The 15,959-nt window shown below is 50.4% G+C and carries 9 protein-coding genes and 1 pseudogene; 1 reads left to right on the top strand and 9 read right to left on the bottom strand.

Annotated features, from left to right (window positions below; all coding sequences use genetic code 11):
* Positions 1–318: 318 nt before the first annotated feature.
* The 9 genes from RDN59_RS01860 to wecC form a co-directional block, all read right to left on the bottom strand.
* On the bottom strand, positions 319–2,271 hold the full coding sequence (locus RDN59_RS01860) for a glycosyltransferase (RefSeq protein WP_308606315.1): 1,953 nt from the start codon (positions 2,269–2,271) through the stop codon (positions 319–321).
* A 12-nt stretch (positions 2,272–2,283) separates the two neighbouring features.
* A complete protein-coding gene (locus tag RDN59_RS01855) occupies positions 2,284–4,818 on the bottom strand; it encodes a glycosyltransferase (protein WP_308606314.1) in 2,535 nt (844 codons plus the stop codon).
* A gap of 161 nt (positions 4,819–4,979) precedes the next feature.
* A complete protein-coding gene (locus RDN59_RS01850) occupies positions 4,980–7,163 on the bottom strand; it encodes a glycosyltransferase (protein WP_308606313.1) in 2,184 nt (727 codons plus the stop codon).
* Positions 7,160–8,074, bottom strand: a complete 915-nt coding sequence (locus RDN59_RS01845; protein WP_308606312.1) for a hypothetical protein — start codon at positions 8,072–8,074, stop codon at positions 7,160–7,162. The genes RDN59_RS01850 and RDN59_RS01845 overlap by 4 nt, the downstream gene beginning before the upstream one ends.
* Positions 8,075–8,176: 102 nt before the next feature.
* Complete coding sequence (locus RDN59_RS01840) at positions 8,177–9,124, bottom strand: ABC transporter ATP-binding protein (protein ID WP_308606311.1); 948 nt, start codon at positions 9,122–9,124, stop codon at positions 8,177–8,179.
* Entirely contained in the window at positions 9,108–10,040 is a 933-nt protein-coding gene (locus RDN59_RS01835) for an ABC transporter permease (protein WP_308606310.1), read from the bottom strand. Before RDN59_RS01835 ends, RDN59_RS01840 begins: the two co-directional genes overlap by 17 nt.
* A 77-nt stretch (positions 10,041–10,117) precedes the next feature.
* Positions 10,118–12,208 (bottom strand): glycosyltransferase, encoded by a 2,091-nt coding sequence (locus RDN59_RS01830; protein WP_308606309.1) that lies wholly within the window; start codon positions 12,206–12,208, stop codon positions 10,118–10,120.
* 602 nt (positions 12,209–12,810) lie between these two features.
* The gene (locus RDN59_RS01825; RefSeq protein WP_308606308.1) at positions 12,811–14,073 is read right to left on the bottom strand and encodes a glycosyltransferase family 4 protein; all 1,263 of its coding nucleotides are present in this window, start codon (positions 14,071–14,073) and stop codon (positions 12,811–12,813) included.
* A gap of 113 nt (positions 14,074–14,186) precedes the next feature.
* Positions 14,187–15,452 carry a UDP-N-acetyl-D-mannosamine dehydrogenase gene (gene wecC / locus RDN59_RS01820; protein WP_308606307.1) on the bottom strand — a complete coding sequence of 422 codons (1,266 nt, stop codon included), beginning with the start codon at positions 15,450–15,452 and terminating at the stop codon, positions 14,187–14,189.
* Between the two features lie 190 nt (positions 15,453–15,642).
* Here wecC and RDN59_RS01815 point away from each other — a divergent pair.
* A pseudogene (locus tag RDN59_RS01815) lies at positions 15,643–15,959 on the top strand (hypothetical protein); the annotation flags it as partial.

The raw sequence follows: 15,959 nt of genomic DNA, 5'->3' as shown, positions 1-15,959 counted from the left end.
TCAAGTGCATCCGCTGACCCAAAAGTACAGCAATAATCCAAACAACCAGATCGCACCACAGCGTACATACTTGACCATTACCACGGCGCTTAGAATGACTGCTAGTGCCGCACTGACTGCGGTAGATTCAGCGTTTAGCGAAAACCTACTCAGAAAGAAGAACAGGAAGCTCGATACTTATAGAAACTCCATGTGCTGATGCCAGTGCCATAGGCGTCCCCAACAGTCACATCTAAAGTATGAAGAGACCGACTAGTCGAAACGAAGACTAATTCGGCCTCTACGAAGAAAAGTTAAGCTCAATTAGTGGGACGTGGACTATGGGACGCTATGCGGGATCGGCATCGTCGTAGTGTAGAGCTCGATAAAGCGTTCCATACTGTACCGATCCTCCACGTAAACTGCACCATCTTTGGCTCTAGCCTGAAACACCTCGAAATCGCGGCATTCCAATACGTAATCACGCATATCTGCCAGGGACTCAAAGATGTACTGGTTTGGGTACATGTATTCGGCACCAGCCCAAGGACGGAGAAGGGTTATGTTCGATGCGGCGAACCCCTCCGCTGCTGCAACATGAGAGCCCTCCGCGTCGCTTAGGGATAGCACAAAACCCTTGTCTGCTAATTCCGTCTTCGTATCCACCCAACCTTCGAAGTGGACCGAAGAACTGAGGCCATTCGTCTCGATGAACCTCTCGCACTCTGCGAAGTACTCTCGCTCTGCTGGATCATTGATCACCCATCCCAGCTCGTCCGGACGGCGCCCAAAAACCGTCAAAGAATAGCGCGGATCCACTTCCTTGAGTTGCCTTAAAAGCTCTAAAGCTCTCCTGTATCCTTTTCGAATCGGGATGCTTCCGACCATGACAAGGTTGAATACTTTCGACGGATCCGAGCTAGTCATATATTCAGCCGTTTGAATATAATTAGGAACATAAGTAACTATCTCACGGTCAAATTTAAAGACTGACTGCGTCTCTTCAAACATGCCAGGAGCAATAGTAATGATCTTGTCAACGGAGCTTCTGTCGAGCTGATTACCGTAATCCTTGGTGGTTTCAAACCTGTGGAGACGTATCGCCAATGACTGACGTGGACTCTTATTCTTGGAATACCACACCGCATTGCCAAGCATCCATTCGCAGTGAATTGAATCAGCCCATTCAAGCAAGCGACGGCTCTTCGCTTCGTCGTGCGAATCGTGACCGGACCATTCATCAACACAGACTTGATAATATCTTGACAGCTCGGGAACTGCAGGCAGGATAAACCGCAAATCGTAGCCGGCAATCAGCAAGCGAATCTTGATAGCTTCCTGAAACTCGGAATATTTTCCGTCTAATACAAAATCTCTAAGCTGAGCAAACCGAGGACCATAGGTAAACGCTCGAACTTGAGGTTCAAATTCGTTTAGAAACAAGCTAAGCCTGCGGAAATCCTCTTCCGCGAATCCCCCACGATTGAACCTAATCATGTTTTGGAAAGCCGCCTGGAGAGCAACTTGACCTCGGAGCCCGAAGTAGTCTATACCAATCATCGAAAGAATATCGGTGGAACGACGCCACGCCGACAAGTGGTTGTCTAACTCCCGCTTTTGATACTGCTGCGTACTCGAAGTGTTGGCACCGACTTTTACCGTGTTATAACGGAAGTCAGGCTCAGAAGAGTATTGCACATTAGCCTTAACCAAAGCCTTATACAAGAAGATCGCATCTTCAGCAAGGCGTAGATCCGACGGCCATTGGATCCCCTCGTCCTCAAGAAACTTACGGCGGTATAGACCGCAGACTGTAGTGCTATGGAAACGGACTACTTTCCGCACTCTCTCGATACGAGGCATGGTTTCATCCCACTCAGGAATGACATTCATCTTCAATTCGCTTCGGCCGTCAAATCTTAGTAGAGGCGCGCGAACCACATCAGCCTGAGTGCGCTCCGCAATCGCAATCTCGGCTAAGATTCCGTCCGGCAGAATCATATCATCCGAATCCAAGTGGAATACGTATGTTCCACTTGCTTTCTTCAAAGCCTCGTTGCGAGGAACCGATGGAGTCCCAGTATTGACTGGAAGCTGGATACACGATACCCATTCGCGCGTGGAGGAAAAATCTAAGACCTTTTCGTAAGTATCGTCCGTTGACTTGTCGTCAACAAATATGACTTCAAGCCTTTCCACTCGATTCTTAAGATCATCAAGCGATGAAAAGCACTCAAAGATCTTGCTGCTGACGTTGTAGCTAGGGACAATTACACTCAATAACGGTTCCATTTTGATCCTGCCTTAAACGCAATAAGCCTGAACAGCTTTATCCTTGGCTCGACCGGCCAAGACAGCCGATAAACTAAGTTCCGAGACGAGAAGTGATTTCTCTGCAGACGCCGGAACTATTCGGTACCTAGGCTCTGAGCTTTCGCGAGTCATCGATCCTTCTGAAATGATCGGCAGATCGATGTACTGACTGTGCAAAGCCATTTCTCCAACCACTTCAGTGTCCAGTCCCATCTCCAGGAATTCAGATGCGCTCACCAAAAGACCAAACTCAGAGTCATCGAATAGTTCACTAATCGCACACTCCCCATTCAGAAGCAGTTTCTCGTATACAACTCGAATACCGTCTCTATTCCAGTTAGTCAACGCATCAGCATAGGCGAGGTTATCGATGTTCTTATCAAGGAGAATCACCTTTGGGCCTCCCCAATTGTCTAGGGAGCTTAGTCCGTCGAAAACTCTTTGCCCCGCATCCAAGGAGGACGTAGAAACAATAACCGCACCATCGCTGCTATGCTTCCGATAAGCAACTTTCGCGGTATCGAGGATCTGCTCAAAGCGTTGACGGTAAGTGTGTTTTTCAAGAACCTTAATGAGATTCCTTCTCTTGCTTGCTTTCATCTGCTCGGATGACAAGCGTTTGAGACAATCTGGATCTCGGTCAAGGTATAGAACATCGTCTCCGAAAAACTCATGTACACCTTCCGAGAAGTTAGACACCACGTAGGTGTTGCAAGCCATCAATTCAAAAATGCGCCGTGCGAACATAGTTGGTGATTTCGTCTCGGTGTTAATCGTCATACCGATCTCGGAACCCTTGTAGACCTCTGCGACACGATCATTGGGAACAGAGGGCTTGATGTAGCTGCTGAACTCTTCAGGATAAAAATGGCTTTCATCTTTACCACCGTAGAATCGATCAAAGATCTGCAGCTCGTATTCCGAAGAATTAACTGCACTAAACATACGGTTCATTGCCTCACATCGGGCGCCGTGATTCGAATACCACCCTCCAGCGAAATTCACTGCCTTCTTTCGCTCGGTAATTTCAATCGGATTGAAAAGACGCGGTTGAACGGCAAACGGGAGGACATGCACGCTTGGGTGGCCGTATTCTTTCCTATACCGATTTACCGAGCCAAGATCGGTAGTAAAGACATGGTCGAATCGTAGAGCTGTATCGACGAAATTATGACGCTTATCATCATAGTGCGATGGATCTTCTTTGTTCCAAAATACTGTTGGAATACCGCGGCTCTTGCAGTATTCAAGGATTGACAAGAGTTCTTTCCGATTCTCCGACTTGAAATTCGAAGACGAATACACGCGACCTTTCCAAGGACGACTCTCTGAGTCTGCGCCACTCCAAGCGGATTCGCAAAGGAATAGATCTGGCTGAAAATCGTCCAATTGTTCGTGCCATTTATCCGGCAAGAGTGAAATCATGTCGCACTCATATCGGAAGCAATTGCTAGAAAATTCGTCCAGGATTGCAGCCACTTTTACGTCGCTAGCCTTGCGCTGAACAGCCCACGACGAGTTTTGTTCAGTGACGTCTATCTGAACTTCGTTGCACACTTCGACCGTTCCCGACCACCTATGTAGCTCCAATTTGAGCACACTCGCTTGGGCAGGAACAGACACCGATACTCGATTTTCATTTCTCTCACCGTTCGCCGCCAAGTATGAGAAGTAGCCAAATTTGTCACTATAGCTATGCAAAAGTCGATGATCGATACGTTCGCCCTGGTCATCGTAAGCCGTTACGGCCAAAACACCGGCTCGACGCTCAACCAAACCATTAGCTGCCCCGACCGTAATCTGGATATCGGCACGTTCACACCTTTCAACTGGCAGAGAGAGTTTAAGCGGACTTGTCTCCAGCTCAATAAAGTCATAGGAAGGCAGGTTGGAAGCGATCGTCAAACTGAGCTTGCGAACCGTATGTTTGGACGATCGACGGAGTACCTGAATTTCGTCAACTCGGTGTTGGTCACTAAAAATGGTGCGATCTTTGCGCTTGTTCCGCGCAGCCACATGTGAAACTACATAGTTCTGATTCGTGAAATCTATTCCGCCTTCGTCTCCCACCAAGTTCTGCGATAGATGCCAAAGGAGTTTCTCTGCTTGTTCGTTGCTCTTGCTAATTTCCGAAAGCTTTGCGTCAATGCCGGTTTGGGCATTTTTTATCATTTGGGTCGCGTCTGTCACTGTCAGCACATCGGCCTCTCGTTGAGCTCGACTTAACTCATCGATCTTGGTGCTGGCAGCGTTTGTGGCCTTGATGCTCTCAGACGCACGTGCCTGCAGGGTTTTATCAGCTTGCCACAACTGCAAGAGCTTCGTATTAGTACGCTGGTTCTGCCGTTCTTGTCGCGTCACGTAAGACACGACGCCGACAGCGACTGCGGCTCCACCAAGAACCGCAAGAGCGAATGTCAAAGTTAAGTTTGACTCTGCACGCCCCAAAAGAGCCGCCAAAAGCAACAGAATTGCTCCGGCGACAAACATGCCGATTGTAATTATAAAAAATTTTGGTTTCTTCACGTTCTAGCTTGCCACTCCATGGTTCACGGCGTACATTCTCGGATCATTCTTCCATTAGTAGGTCTTTCCAGCAACTAGGGGGAAAATGCTCCCGAGCGCACTCGCAATTTTCTAAATCTCACAGAAGAACAAAATCTAGCCCCACCGGTATCGAGTTTTGCTTACGAATTTGCTTCCAAGAAGACCCTATCCCATTTGGAAAGAACAGCTGCTGTATCCCATTGAGAAGCGTAACTGCGTGCCTCGTTTCCAAGAGCCTTAAAGTCCTGGAGCTGCTGACTTGCCAGGATAGTTTCTATTTGGCTGGACTCTTTTAAAACGCTGGCAAACGGACCAAACACATCCTGGACGCCTTCCCGTTCCCATAGTAACGGGATACATCGGCTTGCCATTCCTTCTGCTGCGGCGAGATGGAAACTCTCTAACTCGCTTGGCGACAAAACATATCCGATCCCACGGAACCAGGAAGCCACGTCTGCAGTAAAGCCGTCGAAGGCCACGCGCTCCTTTAGGATTTGCGAGGAAGATAGCCGATCAAAGAATTCGAGGTATAGCTGCTTTTGCACTGGATCGTTCCACACGTGTGGGTATTCCCACGGAAACCTACCTTTAAACCGAAGCGTGTATCGAGGATCTACTTCGACTAGCTTTTCGAGTAATTGAAGAGCCCTGTCAGGACGTTTCAAGAAGGGAACGTATCCCACCATCCCAAGTGTAAACTCAGCGTTGCGCACCTTTGGGCGGTCAAAATCATCAAGATCGATTACGTTCGGAATGACGAACGTCTTTACGCCGTCCATACCAAACTTCTCTAACGCGGTTTGTCGCACCCATTCAGAAACGAATACCATAGAGTTCACATTTTCCCACCGAACTTGCTTCATCCAAGGTCCGTTTAGTTCAAATCGATGAAGCCTTGAAATAATTCGCGTGGTAGGCGCTATATTCTGTGAGTACCATCCCAAAGCGGGCCCAGCCCACTCACAAAACACTATATCGGCCCAGTCTGCCAACTCGCGGCTCAAAGTCTCATCATGTTTGTGCAGTGTCTCCCAAGGATCTTGCCTTACTTCGTACCTTCGAGACTTCTTCAAGTGCTCCATCAACTCACCCATGAATTTCAAGTCATGGGAAGCCACGACTACTCGCAAAGGCGGTGCCTCGCTTTGCCCCGCGGAATCCGGACTGCCAATTGCACGTGCAAATGAATGGTTTAAGCGTCTTGCAGCAGCCGTCATCGAGAAATGCTCACTCGCTCTGCGCGCTGCTTCCTGCGCTTCGGCTAGCTTCGGCAGTGCGGAAACTAAACTTTTTGCTACATCTGAAATCGAATCGCCAGCGTCAACAAAAAATGGATATTCAGCACCCCAAAGCGCACAATGGTCCTCGGTACGATTCACCAAAGGAACAGTACCGGCCGCGCCGTATTCCAAGGCCTTCGTCGAAATTTCCAAACTCGAATCTAAAGCGGCAGTTCTCCATCCAAAACCTAAATCAGCTTTACGGATGCGCTCCATCGATTCACTACGGGGTAGAGCTCCTAGCCACTTCACACCACTAGACTCATCAGAATCTGCTTCCTCGAGCGCATGCAACATAGTGTCCGCCCAAGCGGGCTCTGTAGAGTCATAATTAATTTTTGCCCCGACCACTTCCAGCACGGCTTCGACATTCAGTTTGGCAAGCTCCTTAGGAAGCTGAAGCATCTCCAAGGTACGCCACTCACGCGCCAGCTTTCCTGCATAAACTATCCGCAAAGGCCTTTGATGCAAGCATTGAACAACGGAATCATTAATGGGTAAGAATGCCTCGTCTGGAATCATGGGAGGCATCAAGACAACTTTACCTGCAGCTTCAGGAACTATGGCTTCCAAATACGACCGAGCCGCTTCCGTTTGCGCAAATACTCTCCTAGCGGTAGTGGATATTCTCCTTAGCCGAGAGGCATTGGTGTCTGAAAGCTTGGTCGGAGGATAAGGAAGATCAGTAACGTACGCCCACAAAAGCGAGGCAAGGGTTTCCGTTTGACTGATCTCATGACAAATGTTAAAGCCCCGAGCGACAATGGCGGGTGAAGAGAATTCTTCGACGACACGCTGGATAGATTTTACGGCTTCTCCCGGGACCATACCCATTTCATCCGTCCCAGAATCGGGCTCATGAATAGTTACATTTTTGATGCCCTCGAGCGATTGGAGAAGTGTCTTATCGACAATCGGACATTTCAGAACTAAGTGAACATGATTGAAAATGCGAGACAGAACATTTGTAATCGAAACAAGCCAGATTGAGGATCCATCAATCACATTGGAGTTGACGTCCCCATAAACTACGACAGACTTCATTTGTTTCCCTTTCCTGAAACCTCCGCGATCAGTGAAACGACGGGAAGGCTAATGTCTTTCTCCCACTCCCATTGCGGCTTCCCATCTTTAACGACTACAGTTGCAATACTTCTCAGCTCGTTGGAAAAATGCTCTTGACTTGAAGATTCAACAACAATCACAAGAACCCCGGCGAGTTTTGATTCGCGAATGTATTTCGAGAGAGTCAGAAAGTTGGCAGTACCTTGCGTATTTAGCACACCCGCCCAAAGGCCATTTCCTAGAGCTGCTTCTTCGATAACTAGGTAAGCGGTCCGCGGGTCGGGTTCACCAAGTTCATGCGGAGCCATCAGCCGTTTGACACACCCGAGCGCACGTAGCTCTTCTTCTACAATTTTAGAACCGACTAGTTCTATACCCCTCTTCCTTGCAGCTTTGTCTGCCCCCCAAAGCGCCCTAAGAACAGCAGAACCATCACTTTCCATATCCTGCTCCGCTGCGATTCGCCCAGCCTGCTGCGCTGCAGGGCGCCCTACTATTCTTGATGCAGGAACAGCTTTGGGCGCGAAGAACAGCCCTTCATTGTCGACGCCCTCACTACGTTCCAGATCGCCAATGAGACCACTCCGAGAATTCAATGCATCTAGTACCTTTTTCTGGCTACCTTGCAGTCTTGAATTATCGTGAGCAAGCAAATCCGCACTCATCTGTTCTAACTGCCGCACGCGACGCAGAATGGCGCGATCGATCCCTTCCGCTTTCTTGATTGAGGAAATCCATAGCGCAGCTAGAAAAAACCCCAATACTAAAGAAGCTAAAAGAAGAAATTTATGAAGGTAACCACTGCCAACAAAAACTGAGAGAGCTAGAAAACCAACGATCGCAGCGCAAAGTACTGTCAGCCCACGTCCCCGTCGGAAAAAGTCAACCATTCCTCATCCTCGTTCCCACAACTCGCTTTAACCCAGCTTCTACCTCAGCAATCGAGTATTTTCGCTGCCAAGCCCTTAACTCTTCGTCACAGTGTTCGCACTTCATAATGCTTTTTCCAGCAAGATAAGAGGTGCCTTATAGCTTTGTTTCAGCTCTTCCAAGTAAGCGTGAGCAGGTTTCTTATTCTCTCGCCCCATTAATTTAGCCCATTCTCGATACTGGGGCGCGACAACATCAGTGGGGCCATCTGCGATAATACGACCTTTCGAAATCCAGATAGCACGATTACAGTTTCGCTCGATCTCGCCAAGTGCATGCGAAACCAGAAAAAGGTTTCCTGCTCTCCCTAAAAGCTCTTCCATGCGTGCAGAAGCCTTCGCTCCGAACGCAGCATCGCCTGTTGAAAGGGCTTCGTCAATCATTAAGATTTCGGGCCGCACAGCTGTCGAAATCGCGAAAGACAGACGAGCAGACATTCCCGATGAATAGGTCTTCATTGGGCGTTTTATCGCGTCACCCAATTCAGTCCACGAAGCAATCTCCCCAATCTGATCTTTCGCGTCATTCGGGCTCATCCCAAGAGCAAGGCACCCCAGGTAAATGTTGTGTTCCCCTGAAAGGTCAGGTTGGAGTGCAGGCGACACTCCCATAAGTGTGGGCTGTGAGCGCGTGAGAATTCGCCCAGAGGTTGGGGCCAATCCACCGGAAATCAAACTAAGCAAGGTTGACTTTCCCGAACCATTAAGCCCGATAATTCCGATCGATTCACTTGGCAAAGCAATCAGTGAAGCATCAACCAACGCATCGACAACTGTTTTTCCACGGCCTTCCCGCGTCATGCTGGCGTCTGAGGAACGCCCCTGACTAATTACGTATCGCTTTGATACATCATCGACAACAACGTTTGCTCTCTCAATATAATTGATGTCCGGGTCCGGCTCCGCTACCTCTGAAGTCATAAGGTCTTCCTGCGATCGCGATTCTCCAGTTTTTCTCTTTGCTTCAAAATACTCACCAGGTTCAGCCGGTAACTTAGACGAGTCGAACATATTTATCCTCCGCTCTCCAAAAAAAGATAAATCCGACCACGAAAGCGCCTATGCTCCACGCGATAAGCTCTCCCCAAGTTTCAAGGCTAGGCACGGTTCGGTAAATCGAACAGTCTCGGACTGCGGTAAGAAATATATAGCAAGGGTTAGCTGACATTATCTGGTGAATAGCTGAGTGCTCAGCAAACCTATCCACCGAAAACATCACGCCTGATAGGAAAAACAAACCGCTAATCACGAGTCCCAAAACGGTCTTAGCCTCTGGAACCTGAGCGGTAAGGCGAGCAGTGATCATCATTAGACCGCATCCAAAAACATGGATCAAAAGAAAGAGCGGTACCACGAGAAAAACCGTCCACGAGGGCCACGTTCCCCACTGAAAGAGAAAGGCAGCCGTCAGCGCGACAATAGCCGGTAGAACGTTATCGATCATCGATCGAAGCGCGGTGGAAAAAGGTATAGATGCCCTTGGGAATTGGAATGCACGGATCATCGAGCGTGATGACTGCATCAGCCCGATTCCAGAACTCATGAGTCCTGTAATCATGGACATAAAGATAATCCCAATAAAGAGAAATCCGATGAAGTTCTCGACGCCACGAGAGGTTTTCAAAAGCAGGCCAAAGAGAAATCCATATAGTGCTACATCAAAAAGTGGATTAAGTACTAACCATATCTGCCAAAGGCGATAATCCCGTGTCGTACGTAGCGCTTTAGCACGCGCGTCAGCGAGGATAAAATGCCGTCGTTCCACCAACCGTGTAATGTACTTGGCCAGGCTAGGTCGGATAGCCAACGGACGAAGACCTTCTGGGTTGACAATCTGTACGCGCCCTTGGTGCCGCGCAACCTGGGCATTGAGTTCTTCGACTCCTAGTTGTGAAGTTTTGGAACCTCGCCATTTGTGGCGTGCCAAAATACATCAGCCTTTCCAGATCTATCGGGGTTCGCACGCCTTCAAGGCCATAAGCTTCAATGGGGCGCCGAGAATTACTACAGGGAATTGTACTCAGTCTTTTTCAGGAGTACGTCGAGAACACTTCTAGCTTGCTGAATGTCACCCGCTACAGAAGAAAAAGTAAGCGGAAGCGCTGACAGAGGGGACCCTTCCACGATTATTCCCCAAACTGCGGCCCCGCTTCCGACGTAGTCAGCATATTTCGAAGGAAGGAACGGGTTAAGGCTCAACGAGGTACCGGCCGTGTTCGTATCGCTGACAATTAGAGCATCGAAGCGCGTAGAAACGTTAAGGAAATTAAGGTACGGCATGTAGCTATTGATCCTTAAGCATTCGACTACAGGATGATTCCACAACTCACGCCGCAGCTCTTCAGGTTTCGAAGTGAAAATATGAATGCGGAACCGGTCCCGCTCCGGATGTGTTTGGAGCGCTGTTAGGACATCAGCAATACCGCGGTTGGAATAGAAGTTTCCAAAATATGCGATGTTTATGAAGCTTGGGTCAAGAGCATAGTCAGACTCCACGAGCTGATACATATCCTCTGTGGGCACAGCATGATGGCGAATCGTCGATTTCGCGCGAACAAACGCCTGCAGGTCAGTTGGATAGCGCTCCAGCATTACCTGTTGCTGGTTAGCGTTGGTGAAAATGACCTCATCGGCATAGATCAAAGTTACCAATTCAGTCAGCTCAAAGTGGGTTGCATACGGCGCTTCTGGCCACGCAGAACGCTTGACCATCCTTTTCAATATGTGTGTCGTCACTCCCCAGGTGAGCTTGCCTGACCGAGGGGTTCCATCGATACCAATGCTAAGTGGATCGGAGAACTCTGCCTCCCAGCGTGTTTCAGGATGTCTGTCTTTAAAAAGCGCTCCGGCGACATGGGATGCAGACCAAAGTGCGCGCGAATACATCGACTCATAACCGCCTTGATTCTTCGCGTGCCTGTTAGCCTTCCTAGTTGCTTGTCGTGCGTAGGAACAAATTGCACCCCAGTGTGCAAAAGAAGCGACGACATCGAGCTCTTCAGCATGAACAAGGTAAGGATCGACGATGAGCTTTGTAGAATCATCGCGACCGCGCACGCGCCCCATATTTGCATAGAAGACGTCAACAAGCTCCGCATCATTCCGAATCACTTTTGCGGTCACGTTGGCCGAAGTATCTGCGAAGGGCGGGAAACAGTAGGAGAACACTAGTCGATTCGCTTTTTCGATACGCAAACCGCCCCAGCGCAAACCAGGAACACCAATATCTACGGCAGTGTCGATGGCCCGCTGAACATCTGTGGGATGGGCGCGTAGGTAATTCGCGATGAATCCGAATTGGGCATCCTCAAGCTTCTGAAGGGCCTGCTGCTTAGAGTCAACCTCACGAATCTCTCGGAGCTGTGCAATACATTCGAGCCGCTGCGCTACGTTGAAATCAAAGCTCTCAACTTGGCGCGACACAGAATCGCGTCGGATGGTTCTCAAATACGATGAGTTACTTGGTGCTGATGGAACGTTGAACACGAGTCCTGATTCTTCAAGGAAGTGTGCAAAGTAGGCGACGTCCTCACCCGAACGCAGCGATTCCTCATAGCGATAGTGTTGGGCCAGCTCCGTGGGGAATACCTTGCACGCATTAAAGCCGAGTGCCCACGGCGCTCTCGCAACTGGAACGGTGGTTCCGCGAAGTGTTGATATACGCGCGTTGAGCGAATTCTCTTGAAGGGCCCCATCATGCGCCTTATCGAGGATCGGCAGAAGCACACAAACGCCATTGCGAGCATGCTCTAACCCCGTCTCAAGGAATCGAGGTTGAAGGGCGTCATCATCATCGAGAAAAGTAACGAAATGGCGACCAGCACTTGCAATACCAAGGTTGCGGGCACGACCGACGCCGGGTGATGCGGTCCGAAGTACTCGTAGATCGAGCTGCGAGAATTGATCTTCCAGATCTAGTTCTATGTCTAGTGCCGCTGGCCCGTTGAAGACGACTAAGACCTCGAAGAGATCGGTGCTTAAGGTTTGATTCGAAAGCGAAGCGAGCGCCGCAGTGAGGCCAGAGCTTGCTGCGTTGGTTGAATCATGCGCATAAGAGGGAATGATGACACTGATTCCTGGAAGGTTGGTGCTCATCTTATCTTCTCCAACATTTTGTACAGCGACACCACCGCAGAGCTTGGTAGATATTGCTTAACTGGCTTAGCCAAAGTCGCAACGCGTGAAATCACTAGTGTTCGGAGCGTCGGGGTATCGGGGGCTGGACCCTGGTCACGCGGACCGACATTGGACGCCGAAAGAGGCGCGGAAAGTCCCCGAAGAAAATCATCGGGGGGCCGAGACGTACCAGCTGATTCCTCTACTCTGAGATGAATCCACCTTTCGGAAATATGCAATCCTGCGACGCCTAGTTCTTCGCTCACTACGTCATCGCTATCAACTAGGTCATAGAGGTTATCCGCCGCTGAGCGCGGCGCCCAGTATTCGACTACTTCCCTATCCCGGATGAGCCGAGCGAGAATAGGAGTTGCTTGGGCAGCGGGAACGTCGGCAAGCACCGCTGGCATATTAACCGCGTGATCGAGTTCCTCCTCGCTGAAACAAAACACCACTGTCCCATGGCTAGCGGGTAAGGGCTGGAGCTGCTCTGACGAGCACAGGAGCACTGCGTAGTCGGTGTCGGCGGGCTTGTAATCATCAAGCGATTCAATTCTCATCGGCACGTTGTCCTTGCCCAGCTAGTTCTTTTCCGAAACAACGCTCGTTACGATCTCACGAATGACGTGCGGAACGGCTTCATCACGTTGTTTGGCAACCCATTCACGCCCACGCGCGGATACGTGAAGCTTCGAGCGGTCCTCCATGAGGCTTATCCACATGTTTGCCAGAGCTTCTGGATTATCAGGTTCCACAACATGCCCAGCCTCAAGTTTTTCAACCAATGCGGCTGCTTCTCCTTGCACTACACCACTAATGTGGAGGCCAACCGACATCAACTCATAGGTCTTTGAAGGCACCGTGCGCGTTAGAGGCTCCCATGAAGTGAGATGGACTAAGGCCGTGTCTGCCCAGTCATAAAACTCTTCCAATCCCTCCGCAGGATAGCGGTGCTCGATCGTGGCGTCAGCCCCTGTTTTTTGAATCAAGTCCCTAACAGCAAGCCACGCAGCGCCGTCGCCGACGATGCGTAACCGCACCTTATAACCGCGTTCCTGAGCAATATTTACCGCTCTGACTGCATTATCGATGCGTTGGGCACGCCCCACCGTGCCGGCGTAGAGGACATGTAGCTCATCCCGCTGTATTCTGCTCATATCCGCAGCTACATACTTGGTTTTTGGCGGAAACACATTACGGACGGTGCGGATAACGCGCCCACGACCGTCCCGCTTCGCAGGCAATGTGGTGCCCAAGTGCGTTGCTAGGTCCTTGGAGGTCGTGATAATTCCATTGGCATGGGTCAACGCGCGCATCATGGCCTTCTCAGTAAGAGCCGTCAAAACTTGGAAAGGGCCTTTGCTCAAGACCACCTCGCGAATCGAGCGTCTGCCCGTTCCGGAGTTCCAGTCATCTTTCTCACGCAGAAGCTCTGGCCATGCATCGCGAAGATCCACGATATAAGGAACGCCGAGATGTCGTGCGACCAGCATAGTGACCACCGATGTTGGGAGAGCAGGTACGGTGCCGATAACCAGATCCGGAGAAATTTCCCGAATTTGTTTCCGGTGCGTCACCTGCATTGCCAACATCGAAGCTGCGACTGAGGCTTGGTTTAGTATTCGGCGAGTTAACGTAGAACCAGAAGGGAAAAACCCTGAGCGGAAGATCTTCTCCCCCGAGTCACCTTCCTCAGCTCTGCGGGAACCAAAGATTGCATCTTTAGAAAACCAATCCCGCATACGTATTTGGCGCTGGTAGTGAGGTGGAGGCGCAATCACAGCCACCTCATGCCCAGCTTCGACGAGGATCTTTGTCAGCCACGACCATCGGCGCTGCGGCACGCCGTTCTCTGGGGCCCAATACTGGGAGAGGACTAGAATCCGCATCCTACGCCGTTCTTCCTAAGTGTCGACTTCCTGCGCGGGCCTACAGTTGAACCGCACAAGATGTTTCTTTAACGCCAAATACCCTTGGTATCGATAACAATCTTGCCTTCCAGCACAGACTGATCGAGATTGACAAACTCCTTGTGGTTAACGAGGAGGAGAACTACGTCAGCAGCCGCAATAGCTTCCTTCGTGTCCTGCTTTGTCAGGTTGGAAATGTTGGAGAGAACAGGGGGAAGCTCATCGACATTCGGCTCAACGACCCGGATATCGAGTTCTGGGTTATCCACACCGAGGCGCTTCACGATTTCCACGGAAGGCGATTCACGCAGATCATCGATGTCGTTCTTAAAAGCAATACCAAGAGCCGCCACAACTGGCTTCTGTTTACCCTCTAGAGCCTTAACTACTTGCTCAATAACCCACTCCGGCTTGCCATCGTTGACATCCCGTGCCAGCTTAATGAGCTTGGCTTCCTCTGGTGCCGCCGACACAATGAACCACGGGTCAACCGCGATGCAGTGGCCTCCAACGCCTGGCCCCGGCTGCAGGATGTTAACGCGCGGGTGGTGGTTCGCCAGCTCGATGAGCTCCCAAACATCAATCCCCAAACGGTCGCAAATCAGGGATAGCTCATTAGCGAACGCGATGTTGACGTCACGGAAGGAGTTTTCCGTAAGCTTTGCCATCTCTGCGGTCGTAGCGTTGGTCATAAGAAGTTCTGCTGTACAGAAAGTTGCGTACAGATCACGAGCAAGCTCGGTACCCTTGGGGGTCAAACCACCGATAACACGGTCATTGTTTTCCATTTCTTCCATGATCTGGCCCGGAAGAACTCGCTCTGGGCAGTGAGCTACGAAAATGGCGTTGTCGTCTTCATCGTTAAGGGACAGATCCGGTCGCAGCTCAATGAGGTGCTTCGCCATATCCTCAGTAGTGCCCGGAGGGGAGGTCGACTCCAAAACGACAAGCGCGCCAGGACGAAGGTGCGGTGCAAGCGCCTCAGAGGCCGCACGAATGTACTTGGTATCTACCTTGTGATTGTCCTGGAAAGGTGTTGGCACGCAAACAATGTAAGCGTCGGCTTCGACCTGCTCAGCTTGAGCGACGAGGTTTCCTTCCTCCACCACCCTTGAGAGAAGCTCTTCGAAACCCGGCTCGAAGAAGGGCACCTTACCCTCATTAATAAGCTTGACAAAACGCTCATTTACGTCAACACCTACGACTTTGACGCCCTTTGAGGCGATAAAAGCCGCCGTAGGCAAACCGATGTATCCGAGGCCTACAACGCAAACTTTGTCAAAGCTATTGGCAGCAATCTCCTGAGGCGTCATTTTCTACCTTTCTCGCTACTGTGCTCAGTCAACGGTAGCACGGGGAGCCGTTAGACAAACGCGCCAGCCTCACTAATAAAAACATCGATCACAGGTTTTGTCTTCCCTCCGTTTAGTTTCCATAGATGGGGCTGTGCCGACTGCCTGCAAAAATACCTCATTCCACCTCGGCACGATAAGCTGACGGACTATGGCTCTGAGGAGAAACTACGCCCGCTACGGCGCTTCAACTACTTTTTTCGATTCCGTAGAGGAGTTTCTCTACTCACCCGTGCCCGCTGGCTCTTCCGAGGAAGCCGAGGCGATTTCGATTCGGTACGGCGCTGCATTCATGGATGTGCTCGTTGAGGATCGCGGCGCCGATACCACCATCGTGCTTTTTCACGCGGCCATCGACCCGGCGACGACCTCTCTCCCAGTCTTCATTGGGAGGCAGATGGTCGAAGGTATTGATGCCAACTTGGTGTATATCTCCGATCCCTCGCTTGATCGGGGCGCAAGTATTGG

Origin of the sequence: uncultured Corynebacterium sp., assembly GCF_902489365.1 — a bacterium.
Classification (GTDB): Bacteria; Actinomycetota; Actinomycetes; order Mycobacteriales; family Mycobacteriaceae; genus Corynebacterium.
This window is presented reverse-complemented; position numbering and strand designations above follow the sequence as displayed.

Excerpts from the sequence above, each read along its gene's own strand:
- RDN59_RS01850 (WP_308606313.1), bottom strand. The coding sequence starts at position 7,163 with ATGAAGTCTGTCGTAGTTTATGGGGACGTCAACTCCAATGTGATTGAT.
- RDN59_RS01845 (WP_308606312.1), bottom strand. The coding sequence starts at position 8,074 with ATGGTTGACTTTTTCCGACGGGGACGTGGGCTGACAGTACTTTGCGCT.
- RDN59_RS01860 (WP_308606315.1), bottom strand. The coding sequence starts at position 2,271 with ATGGAACCGTTATTGAGTGTAATTGTCCCTAGCTACAACGTCAGCAGC.
- RDN59_RS01830 (WP_308606309.1), bottom strand. The coding sequence starts at position 12,208 with ATGAGCACCAACCTTCCAGGAATCAGTGTCATCATTCCCTCTTATGCG.
- RDN59_RS01840 (WP_308606311.1), bottom strand. The coding sequence starts at position 9,124 with ATGTTCGACTCGTCTAAGTTACCGGCTGAACCTGGTGAGTATTTTGAA.
- wecC (WP_308606307.1), bottom strand. The coding sequence starts at position 15,452 with ATGACGCCTCAGGAGATTGCTGCCAATAGCTTTGACAAAGTTTGCGTT.